General features: G+C 41.5%; 10 protein-coding genes, 1 tRNA gene and 1 pseudogene. 5 read left to right on the top strand and 7 right to left on the bottom strand.

Annotated features, from left to right (window positions below; genetic code table 11):
* Positions 1-2 precede the first annotated feature (2 nt).
* A complete protein-coding gene (gene sdsA / locus MKI79_RS07105) occupies positions 3-986 on the bottom strand; it encodes an All-trans-nonaprenyl-diphosphate synthase (protein WP_241571406.1) in 984 nt (327 codons plus the stop codon).
* Positions 987-1,836: 850 nt separating this feature from the next.
* On the opposite strand from sdsA, the gene rplU reads away from it, so the two are divergent.
* A complete protein-coding gene (rplU, locus tag MKI79_RS07110) occupies positions 1,837-2,148 on the top strand; it encodes a 50S ribosomal protein L21 (protein ID WP_241571408.1) in 312 nt (103 codons plus the stop codon).
* A gap of 18 nt (positions 2,149-2,166) precedes the next feature.
* Entirely contained in the window at positions 2,167-2,424 is a 258-nt protein-coding gene (gene rpmA, locus MKI79_RS07115) for a 50S ribosomal protein L27 (RefSeq protein ID WP_092615635.1), read from the top strand.
* A 77-nt stretch (positions 2,425-2,501) separates the two neighbouring features.
* On the opposite strand, the gene MKI79_RS07120 is transcribed toward rpmA, so the two are convergent.
* Positions 2,502-3,410, bottom strand: coding sequence for a pirin family protein (locus MKI79_RS07120; protein WP_241571411.1), 909 nt, complete (start codon positions 3,408-3,410; stop codon positions 2,502-2,504).
* 315 nt (positions 3,411-3,725) lie between these two features.
* On the opposite strand from MKI79_RS07120, the gene lolA reads away from it, so the two are divergent.
* Positions 3,726-4,418: an outer membrane lipoprotein chaperone LolA gene (gene lolA / locus MKI79_RS07125; RefSeq protein ID WP_241571412.1), complete on the top strand. Its 693-nt coding sequence runs from the start codon at positions 3,726-3,728 to the stop codon at positions 4,416-4,418.
* A gap of 107 nt (positions 4,419-4,525) precedes the next feature.
* Here the strand turns inward: lolA and MKI79_RS07130 are convergent, their stop codons facing one another.
* Positions 4,526-5,410 (bottom strand): ATP-binding protein, encoded by an 885-nt coding sequence (locus MKI79_RS07130; protein WP_241571414.1) that lies wholly within the window; start codon positions 5,408-5,410, stop codon positions 4,526-4,528.
* A 152-nt stretch (positions 5,411-5,562) separates the two neighbouring features.
* On the opposite strand from MKI79_RS07130, the gene MKI79_RS07135 reads away from it, so the two are divergent.
* Positions 5,563-5,652: transfer RNA gene (locus MKI79_RS07135), tRNA-Ser, on the top strand.
* Between the two features lie 152 nt (positions 5,653-5,804).
* Positions 5,805-6,629 (top strand): hydroxyethylthiazole kinase, encoded by an 825-nt coding sequence (gene thiM, locus MKI79_RS07140; RefSeq protein ID WP_241571416.1) that lies wholly within the window; start codon positions 5,805-5,807, stop codon positions 6,627-6,629.
* An 83-nt stretch (positions 6,630-6,712) separates the two neighbouring features.
* Here the strand turns inward: thiM and pstB are convergent.
* From pstB to MKI79_RS07160, 4 genes and pseudogenes are all read right to left on the bottom strand, one after another.
* Positions 6,713-7,468, bottom strand: a pseudogene (gene pstB, locus MKI79_RS07145) (phosphate ABC transporter ATP-binding protein PstB); the annotation flags it as partial.
* A gap of 172 nt (positions 7,469-7,640) precedes the next feature.
* Complete coding sequence (pstA, locus tag MKI79_RS07150; protein ID WP_241571418.1) at positions 7,641-9,038, bottom strand: phosphate ABC transporter permease PstA; 1,398 nt, start codon at positions 9,036-9,038, stop codon at positions 7,641-7,643.
* Positions 9,035-10,414, bottom strand: a complete 1,380-nt coding sequence (pstC, locus tag MKI79_RS07155) for a phosphate ABC transporter permease subunit PstC (protein WP_241571419.1) — start codon at positions 10,412-10,414, stop codon at positions 9,035-9,037. Before pstC ends, pstA begins: the two co-directional genes overlap by 4 nt.
* Before the next feature lie 124 nt (positions 10,415-10,538).
* A complete protein-coding gene (locus MKI79_RS07160; RefSeq protein WP_241571421.1) occupies positions 10,539-11,561 on the bottom strand; it encodes a substrate-binding domain-containing protein in 1,023 nt (340 codons plus the stop codon).
* Positions 11,562-11,778: the final 217 nt, after the last annotated feature.

Consider the following 11,778-nt stretch of genomic DNA (forward strand, 5'->3'; position numbering starts at 1 on the left):
AATCATTGAATGCGGTCTAAAGCCAACTTGGCTAAATTCGCCAAGGCATCACGATAAACAGATTGTGGCAAGGCTTGTAAAGATTGTAGTGCTGCATCAGTTTCTTGCTTGGCACGTTGCATGCAATAGTCCAAAGCACCTGATGTTTTGACAATCTCAATCACTTGCTCAAGCTGATCCGTCCCGCCTGTGGCAATACTTTTATGTACAATTTTGTACGCATCTGAACCTTGCTCAGTCATCTTCATCGCAGCGATGAGTGGCAAAGTGGGTTTGCCCTCCATCAGGTCATCACCGATATTTTTACCTAACGTTTCTGCATCAGAAATATAATCAAGCACATCATCGACGATCTGAAAGGCATTGCCAAAATGCCCTGCATAATCACGCAGTGGCTGACGATATTGCTCAGTACCCGCTAGAATCGCTGCGCCTTCAGTCGCAAGTTCGAACAATCGTGATGTTTTACCGTGAATAATTTTTAAATAAGTGTCTTCAGTGGTATCAGGTTGGTGTTGCGATTGTAATTGCAAAACTTCACCTTCTGCGATCTCACAGGTTCCTGATGAAAAGTCTTTGAGCAGATCAAAATTCTTTAAATTCACCAACAAATCAAAAGCCCGGGCAATCAAAAAATCGCCGACCAATACCGCCGTTTGATTGTCCCAAGTCGCATTTGCCGTTGGGCGACCACGACGTAATCCTGACTCATCCACCACATCATCGTGGACGAGTGTTGCGGTGTGAAGCATCTCAATCACTGCTGCAAGATGGCGTGAATGTATCATTTCTTTTTGACCGCAGGCATGTGCAGCAAGCAGACACATGATCGGACGCATGCGCTTACCACCCGCCTCAACGACATGCTTGCTCACCGCCATGACTAAGCCGACTTTTGAAGTAATACCTTCATTGATAAATTGATCCATCGCAGCAAAATCTTCGGCCACTGGCGCAAGAACATCCTGTTTAAAATCAATACTCATCCAGACAAAACCTCTAAATATTTATACAGCAAAATGACAGGTGAAAACTTCAATTTTGATTTTCCCGAATCTCATTTTTTGATTTTCAATCAGCCTTAAAATTGAAAGGCTTCAATTAAAATTTCAGAATTAAGAACGTAAAATTAAAAGCCTAGAATTATTGAAAATGTGGAAGATGAATCAACTACAATACCCAAACTAAAATTCAATAACCAAACAAACAACAAAATTAAATAGTTTCAACAATACATCGTACGAGCACATACAATTTCTGCTATTTTCATGAAAGTTCAATGAACTTGCAAGTAGCTACCAACAAATATGCAACCAAATCAAATACAAACAACAAGTCGTACTCAGCAAACTAATACAGAAATTTAAGTAAAGTACGCTAATCTCAATTTTTTTATGATCTAGATACTACAAATTTACCTTTATCCATATGATATTTAGATATAAATTACATTCATATTTTGTAAAAACAATCCTAACCTTGCCTCACTGCCTTCGGCAGTTCGGCAAGGGGGGCTTTTGGGGCGAAGCCCCAAAGCCCATACGCAATTTTGGTTGGCGTAGCCAACCAAAATTGCCAAAATATAAATTAATTCAATACTTAGTGTAATATTCATACTTTTCTAAAAGTTGAGATTGGCGTATGGATTGTACCAAAGCGCTAAAACTCCCCTTTTTTCTACAAATATTTCAATTTTTACTAGAAATCCAAGGCTTAAAACTTGTTGTTTGAAGAGAAATTGCGTAAAATTGTGCGCCTTATACCCCAGTGGCGTTCGTTATAAGTTCGATATATCCCTTTATTGGCACGACGACACGGGCTAGTGTGGAGTACGTTATGTACGCAGTAATCCAAAGCGGTGGTAAACAGCACCGTGTAGTTGAGGGTGAAACCCTTAAAGTCGAATTGTTGAAAGCTGAAACAGGCGCAAGCATCACTTTTGATGATGTTTTGATGGTTGTAAATGGTGACAACATTCAAATCGGTGCTCCAGTTGTATCTGGCGCAAAAGTCACTGCAGAAGTGGTTGGTCATGGTCGTCATGACAAAGTACGCATCGTTAAAATGCGTCGTCGTAAGCACTACCGTAAACAGCAAGGTCACCGTCAATGGTTTACCGAGTTGAAAATTACTGGTATCGCAGGCTAATCACGAGGAGTAAAAGAAATGGCTCACAAGAAAGCTGGTGGTTCGACACGAAATGGTCGTGATTCTAACCCTAAAATGCTTGGTGTTAAAATGTACGGTGGTCAAGCTGTGACTGCTGGTAACATTATCGTTCGTCAACGTGGTACAGAATTCCACGCTGGTGCAAACGTAGGTATGGGTCGTGACCATACTTTGTTCGCTACTGCTGACGGCGTTATCAAATTCGAAGTGAAAGGTCAATTTGGCCGTCGCTACGTGACTGTTGAAACTGCATAAGTTTCTATAGTTCAGAAAAAACCCGCATAAAGCGGGTTTTTTCTTGCCTTGATTATTTCGCCAAACTAAACATCAATCTAACGAATAAAGTTTCCATGCTCTAAGTCATGATACGCCTCAAGAATTTCTTCATAATTATTCATCACAAAGAAACCATGTCCCTGAATCGGTTCGAGAATAGGCTGTCCTCTGAGCAATAAAAATCGAGAAGACTGTAATGCTTTGATCACCACATCATCGCCATGACTTGATAGCACCGCCATCTTATTTTCTTCTAAAACACCACTACCTTCAAAACCACTTTTAACATCATCTTCAAACTGCAATCGACCTGATAGCAAATAAATCAACGTGGTCTCACCATGCTTTGCAGGAAGTAAGAGTTTTTCACCTGAAACATTTAAAGCCACATCAAGTACCGTCATCGGCGTATATGTCGTCGCAATACCTTTTACCGTCTGTCCTGCTTCATCAATATATTGCCCTGCGATCACACGAACAAAGCCTTTTTGATCGGCTAAATCGACTTTGGGAATCTCAGCATTTTTTAAACTTTGATAATGTGGTGCAGTCATCTTGTCTTTGGCAGGCAAATTGACCCAAAGCTGTACCATTTCAAAACGACCACCTGACTCCCGAAAGGCATCACTATACTGCTCGACATGCCGAATCCCAGAACCTGCAGTCATCCACTGTACGTCCCCACTTATCAGCTTTCCACCTGCTCCAGTGCTATCTCGATGCTCAAGCTCTCCTGCATACATGATTGTCACCGTTTCAAAGCCACGATGTGGATGCTGATGCACACCCCGCTTATTTGATTTGGGAACGAGCTGTGCAGGACCTAAGTGGTCTAAGAGTAGAAATGGCGAGGTCGTGCCTCCCAACTCATGATAAGAAAATACCGTCTGTACAGGATAAAAGTCGCCCACAGCAAATTTGGTGTCATTATGATGAGTGAAAGCAACTGTCTTACGAGGATTCATAGCGAATGCACCTGTGATCAAAGCAATTGATCGTAAATATCTGCATAGCTATTGAGATTAAAGGAAATTTTTACACTAAAACAGACTAAATAATTAACACAGCGTCGCATTCATCGACTGATTTAAATTACAAAACATTCAATATTTTCGCTAAATAGTGCAATCATTTAACTTCATTTTGCATAAAGTATGCTTTTACATACTAAAATGCACCATTCGCCACAGGAATTACACAAAACTTAGAATTTTCTCCATTTTATTCGTTTTGAAAAACAGTAAGATGTGCTCACAAACCTTAAAACAGGAAAAGTAAAAATGTCTTTATTTCAAAAAACAGCATATGCTTTAACCATTACGACAATGGTCGCTTCTCCTATCATGGCAACGCAGACTTATGCTGCGGCGGCATCCACTCAAGTCGCAACCAATAACTTGGTTAAACAGTTGAGTGCGATTCAAAACCTAACAGCTGATTTTGAACAAAGCACCAAACTGACCAATCCAAAAACCAACCAAAAGAAAAACCAACCCATGCCACAGCACATGAACCAAAACTTCACAGGTCAAATGAAAGTGGCACGTCCTGGTAAGTTTTACTGGAAAACCGTGAAACCTGCGGAGCAAACCATTGTCACCACGGGTCAATCAGTATGGATTTATGATCCTGATTTGGAGCAAGCGGTAAAACAGCAATTAGATGATCAAGTTGCAAATACCCCTGCACTGCTATTATCAGGGAATGCTGAGCAAATCATGCAAGCTTATGAAGTCAGCCAACCTGATGCAAAAAAGACTTACTACAGTCTAACCCCGAAGAATGATGAAGGTGCGTTTGAGCGTCTATTGATCAGCTTTGGTAAAAACAAAGCGCCAAGTCTAATGATCCTGCAAGATGCGATGGGTCAGACCACGACGATTAAGTTTAAGAATACCAAACTGAATGCCAACATTGATCAAAGCGTATTTAACTTTACGCCACCTAAAGGCACAGACATCATTGAGCAATAATTCACATCAGTGAAACTGCTCAATTGAAATTAAAATTCTCAATTTTAAAAACCTCGTTTGTTCGCAAGCGGGGTTTTTTCTTAAAAGAATCAAGCATTCGTTTAAACTTACTTTTTAATATTTTGATTTTCTAACTGCTTCAATCCAATCCAATGCTTAGCAAACTGGTACGCTGCACGACCAGAACGCTGTCCACGCATCTGACTCCAACGCAGTGCCTCAGCACGTGTTTCATCGTTCAATGTTAAATCTGCCTTGCTGAGCCAATGTGTCACCACTTCTAAATACAACTGCTGACCCATCGGATAAAAGGACAACCACAGCCCAAAACGATCCGATAAAGAAATCTTCTCTTCGACCGCTTCTTGTGGATGTAGCTCGTCATATTGCGGGACATCGACTTTCCGCACTGGCGTGTTTTCATGCATAAATTCAGGGAGTAAATGACGACGATTTGAAGTCGCATAAATTAGAATATTTTCCGCACCTGATTGTAAGGAACCATCTAGCGCACTTTTTAGACTCCGATAATTTTCATCTTCTGCATTAAACGCCATGTCATCGCAGTAGACGATGTACTTTTCCTGACGATCTTTGATCAGCTCACGAATGATCGGTAAATCTTTCAGATCATCTCGTTCAATCTCAATAATGCGCAAACCTTGCGATTGGAAATCAGTCAATAACGCACGAACTAAAGATGACTTCCCTGTGCCTCTTGCCCCTGTCAAAAGTACATCGTTAGCAGGAAAACCGTGCAGAAATTGCTGTGTATTTTGCACCAACTTTTCTTTTTGACGGTCAATACCTTTGAGATCATCAAGGTGTATGGCTTTTGGCGCATGGATTGCCAGTAATTGCTGATCTTTCCATATATACGCAGGCGCACTAAAATCCACCTCTTGCTTGAGCGCAGGGAGTTGCTGTTGCACTTGTTTGGCAATCTGTTGTAATAATTCAATAAAATGATCGGGAAGCTCAAGCTGCGCCATATTTACCGCCAAAAAAGAAACGATGGAAAGCGTTATTGTAAATCGAATCCGATCTTCGCAGATGAGAAATTGTATTGAATTTAGCCAATTAAGCAGTTTTCTATGGAAAAAATTTGCCAAGACTAGAAAAAATTTATAATATATCGCCCACAGGAAGCGTGGCAGAGCGGTTTAATGCACCGGTCTTGAAAACCGACGAGGGTGTGAGTCCTCCGTGAGTTCGAATCTCACCGCTTCCGCCAAATTTTAAAAAAGCCTTTGTAGTTGATACAAAGGCTTTTTTGTTAATGGTCTGATAATTCTTAATATTTATTCACTAATATGGTATTACACAAATAATAGAATTGTAATTATATGATCCTCAACTACGTTTGACATATCGAGATAATTCCAAATGATAATTCAATCCATCCAAACACTTTGGCAAAAACTACAAGACACACAACCTTTGGTACATTGCATTACCAATAGTGTGGCAAATAACTTCGTCGCCAATGTCTGCCTCGCTGTTGGTGCATCTCCTGCGATGATTGATAATAAGCAAGAAGCAGGAAATTTTGCTCGGATTGCCAGTGCATTAAGCATCAATACAGGCACACCAACACCTGAACAAGCATTAGCAATGCAATATGCAGCGCAAAGTGCCAATGCCGAGCATACGTCGTGGGTACTTGATCCTGTCGGTTATAGCGAAATCTTGGCGTGGCGCAGTCAGATCGTCGATGATTTATTGCAATATCACCCAACGATTATTCGTGGCAATGCTTCAGAGATTGCAAGTTTAGCAGGCGCTCAAAGTTCCAGCAAAGGCGTGGATAGCACCCTTGATTCTAATCAAGTGATTGATCAAGCACAGCAACTCTTAGGAACTTGTGATTGTGTCGCAATCTCAGGAATGACTGATTATATTCTGTCTAAAGCACTTGGCATCTTTGCCATTACAGGTGGCTCAAACCTACAACCCAAAGTAACTGCAATGGGTTGTGCGCTTGGCGCAGTATGCGCAGCCTATCTTGGTGTAGTGGAAGAAGATCAATCACCTGCTTTGGCGGCGATTGCAGCGCATGTGCATTTCGCTATAGCCGCACAAATTGCTGAGGAAAAAATGATTGCACAAAACGTAGGTATTGGGTCATTTCAAATATTATTTTTAGATGCTTTATTTCAGATTGCGGCAGATGATTTTGAAAAAGTTGAAATCAATCAGATTGCCAAATAAGCCTTAAGTCATCACGCTTTAAAAACTCAAAAAAAAAGGACTATCGAAATAGCCCTGATTTTGGATTCATTAAACAATCGTTTTTAGCCGAAGCGACCTGTAATGTAGGCTTCAGTCAACTGATGATCAGGTTGCGTAAAGACTTTCTCAGTCGAGTTCACTTCGATCAAATCACCCAAGTGGAAATACGCTGTACGATTCGATACACGTGCTGCTTGTTGCATTGAGTGAGTCACAATCGCAATAGTGTACTGCGTAGAAAGTTCAGAGATTAACTCTTCAACTTTTGCAGTTGCAATCGGATCAAGCGCAGAACATGGCTCATCCATCAAGATCACTTCAGGACTCACAGCAATGGTACGTGCAATGCATAAACGTTGTTGCTGACCACCTGAAAGACCTGTACCTGGTTGGTTCAAACGATCTTTGACCTCTTCCCAAAGACCTGCTTTACGCAAGCTATTCTCAACGATTTCTTCAAGATCATATTTGCTCTTTGCCAAACCGTGAAGCTTTGGACCATAGGCAACATTGTCAAAAATCGATTTTGGGAATGGGTTTGGTTTTTGGAACACCATGCCGACTTGCGCACGAAGTAAGACCACATCAAGGTTTTGATCATAAATATCACGACCATCCATGTTAACTTGACCTGTTACTCGGCAGATATCTATGGTGTCATTCATACGGTTTAAGGTACGAAGGAAAGTTGATTTACCACAGCCAGATGGTCCGATAAATGAAATCACTTCATTTTGGTAAATATCTAGATCAATTCCTTTGATTGCCTCAGTTTCACCATAATAAACATGGACATCTTTGGTGCTGATTTTCACTTCAGCATTTTGACGTTGTTGTTCATCTTTATTTTTTACATCAAACTTTGCATTTTCACGTGGGTGTTGTGCTGGGGTTTGATCGTCATGAGTCTGTGAGGTGCTTGGATTGTTCACTTTGATATCCTGTGTATCCACATTTTTAACTTCAGTTGTTAGCATCATTTTTCTCCAATTACCAACGAACTTCAAACTTTTTACGTAACCAAATGGCTAGGCTGTTTAGACCGATCATCAATGCAAGTAGTACGATGATCGCCGCAGCGGTACGCCCTTCAAAGAAGTTACGCATTTCATTGCCTTGCCATAGATAAATCTGAACTGGTAAGGCAGTCGCTTGATCCATTGGTGTAGAAGGAATACTGGCAACGAATGCACTCATTCCGATCAATAGTAATGGTGCCGTCTCACCGAGGGCTTGCGCGACACCAATAATTGCACCTGTCAAAATACCTGGTAGTGCCAATGGCAAAACGTGATGAAAGACGCTTTGCACTTTTGAAGCACCCAATCCCAGTGCCGCTTGGCGAATTGAAGGTGGAACAGCTTTTAATGATGCGCGCGTGGTGATAATCACCGTCGGCAAGGTCATCAAGCTTAACACTAAACCACCGACTAATGGTGCAGATAATGGCAAATGGAACCAGTTAATAAAAATCGCCGCACCAAGCAAACCAAATACAATCGAAGGCACTGCTGCAAGGTTGTTAATATTGACTTCAATGATGTCCGTAAGCCAGTTTTGTTTTGCGAACTCTTCAAGGTAGATCGCACTCGCTACACCGATTGGTATCGAGATAAAAATCACGATCAGCATCATGAACAATGAACCCATGAATGCACCTGCCAAACCACTTAACTCTGGTGCACTTCGTGAATCTGGATTACTAAAGAGATTGGTATTAAAACCATTATAGATAATGCCTTCATTTTTCAGCTGATCTGCAAGCTGACGAACTTCAGGGCTGAGCTGTTGTTGCTCATCAGGTAGACTACGGTCAATCTTGCCTGTTACCCAGACATCGACATTCGCAGAAGTCAAGAATTTCAACTCTTGGCGTTGACCAATCAAACTCTGATCTGCAAGTACCATATCACGAAGTCGATAGCCTTCTGAGCTACTGAAAATAGCGACTAAATCATCACGGCGACTTTCAAGCTCAGGATTTTTAGCGATCACGCTATTGACCAATAAGCTATCCCAATCGACCATGGCAAACTCGCCTTGCCAGTTCATGAATCGTTCTTCAAATGCCGCAGGTGTTTCACCTGATTGAGGTACTGGTTTCGGACTAACATTGATCACAGTTGGATCAAAGAAGATTTCAGTTTGCATCGTTGACTGCCAAAAAGCAGGCAAACCACGGCTTAAAATACTACCGAATAACAGCACAACGAAGAACAAACCAATCAACACAGCCGTAAAGCCCATTGATTTAAATGCTTTTTCTTTACGATGGCGTTTCGCCAACGAGCCTTCAATGCGCTTACGACGCTCTGCTTGCTCTAAGGCAGCTTTTTGCGGATCAAACTCTGGGTACTGATCCACTGGCGGATTATTTGATGTACTCATTCGTATTGCTCACGATATTTGCGCACGATATACAGTGCAATAATATTTAGACCAAGAGTGATCACGAAAAGGGTTAGACCCAATGCAAACGCCACCAAAGATTGCGGACTTGCAAAGTCTGTATCACCAGTCAACTGATTGACAATAGTCACCGTGACTGTCGAAACCGCTTGGAGTGGATTACCATGTAAGATCGGACTATTACCTGCTGCAAGTACAACGATCATGGTTTCACCAATCGCACGTGATGCGGCAAGCAAGAATGCACCCACAACACCTGGTAAAGCTGCTGGCATCACCACTTTCAAAATCGTTTCTGATTTGGTTGCACCAAGCCCTAACGAACCATCACGGAGCGAACGTGGTACTTGCGTGATAATGTCATCTGAGAGTGAGGAAACAAAAGGAATAATCATAATTCCCATCACAAATCCTGCGGTCAATGCACTGGTCGCATTGATATTTAAACCAAAAGTGCTACCCACACTTTGGAAAAATGGACCAATGACCATCAACGCAAATACACCATACACAATGGTCGGAATCCCCGCCAAAATCTCAACTATCGGTTTTACGATCGCACGAAAACGAGGCTTGGCATATTCAGCCAAATAAATCGCTGTCATCAGACCCACTGGTACAGCTACAAGCAAAGCAATGATACTGACCATGATCGTTCCCCAAAGTAGCGGCAACAAACCATAACTACCTTCGGCAGAACCAGTGGTACTAAATCCTGGATTCCACTCTGTACCCAAGAAGAAATCAACTGGACTGACATAGTCAAAGAAATTCAATGCTTCTGACAACATCGACATGACAATTCCGACAGTAGTCAAAATCGCAATACCTGAACACAATGCCAAAGCGATAGAAATGGTTTTTTCAACTTGGTTACGTGCACGGTATTGTTGGGAGATACGTTGGCGAGCATACGCCAAACCAAATAAAGCAACAGAAATCACAACAGCAAACTTAGCGATCAACCCAACTGTTTGATAGTTTCTTAATTTTTCCGCAGCGGCAACTTCATAAGCTTGTGCTGTATCTGTGACGCCAAAGCCCGATGCAATCGACTGAATACGACGCATAATCACATCTAACTCTGTGCCAGACAGACTGCTTAATACTTGCGGCGGAATCTCCCCCATTGCGACATGGCGCAAAATAGAAGGTTCAGCAAAATTCCAAACAAACAACAATAACGCTGCAGGGATACCACACCACAATGCGACGAGTGTCCCATAGTAGCCCGGACGAGAGTGCAACATTGCTGAGTTGTTCCCCTTACCAGCAATCGATCGACTACGTGTCAAACCGATCTGATAGGCAACTGCGATAATCGCTAGCAAAATGCCAACCAGTAATAAATTCATGGAGACTCCAAGTATGCTGTTTTATGGGTTAAACCCACAATTCATAATACAAATTCATTTACTTTTTAATAGACAAAAAAGCCGATGACAGAGTGTTCCATCATCAGCTTCCTTGCTGAAAGACTTATTTTACTGTTTTACCAGCTTTGAAGTCTGCCAAGATTTTGCTACGCTCAGAAGAGCTTAGTGGAATCAAACCAGCATTTACGAGCTTAGAATTTGGACCAGATACTTTCGGGCTCACGAAGAACTCAACGTATTGAGGCAAACCTTTGATTGCTTGAAGGTGCTCACCTTTTACATAGAAGTAAAGTGGGCGAGATACAGGATATTTACCACTGATTACAGTTGCTTCAGAAGGCGTAACGCCATTTACAGTTGCAACACGTAGACGGTCACGGTTTTGATCATAGAAGCTCAAACCAAATACACCCACCGCACTTGGAGAAGTTTTCAAACGAGCAAGCGTTTCTGTGTAGTCACCAGCGATTTCAACAACACGACCGTCTTTACGGAATGTTGAACACGCTTTCTCACGTGCATCTTTGTCCAAAGCTTTGAAGTAGTCATATGCTTCACAGCCTGCTGTAACCATTTTTTCTTGGAAAACTTCACGCGTGCCGTGGTTAGACGCAGGAATTACCAATGTGATTGGTTCATTAGGTAATGCTTTGTCAATTTGATTCCAACGTGTATATGGGTTTGCAATCAGCTTGCCTTTAGATGGCATTTTTTCAGACAATGCTGCAAATACATGATATGGCTTCAATTTGAATGCTTTTTTACTTGAGTTAGAAGCAAATACAATACCGTCATAACCAATTTTAATTTCTTGGATTTTAGTTACGCCTGCTTTGTTACAGCTTTCGATTTCGCTATCTTTGATTTTACGAGAAGAGTTTGCGATGTCGATCGTGTTGTCACCAACACCTTGACAGAATTGACGCAAACCGCCTGAACTACCACCTGAACCAACAACAGGAGTTTTGTATTGTGGGAATGTATTACCAAACTCTTCTGCAACGATACTTGCAAACGGCAATACAGTAGAAGAACCAGCGATTTGGATAGTGTCACGTGCAGCATTAGCAACTGTCATTGTCGATGCTACAGCGATTGCTAAACCGATTTGTTGAGTTAAGCGCATTCTTATCTCTCTTTATACGTTGAAGATTAAAAAAGCTATTGAAGGAGTCAGCTTCTTGTGTAGCGTTATTGTGAAATTTAAATATGACAGTAAAGTGACAGATACATGACTATTTTGTTAATCACTTTATTTCTAATGAATTATTTCTGCTTATTCTTTCATCATTTTTAAATTTTGAAAAAGAAGAGAACCTATTGTAGGCTCTCTTCTTTTCATC

This window comes from Acinetobacter sedimenti, assembly GCF_022601685.1.
Taxonomy (GTDB): Bacteria; Pseudomonadota; Gammaproteobacteria; order Pseudomonadales; family Moraxellaceae; genus Acinetobacter; species Acinetobacter sedimenti.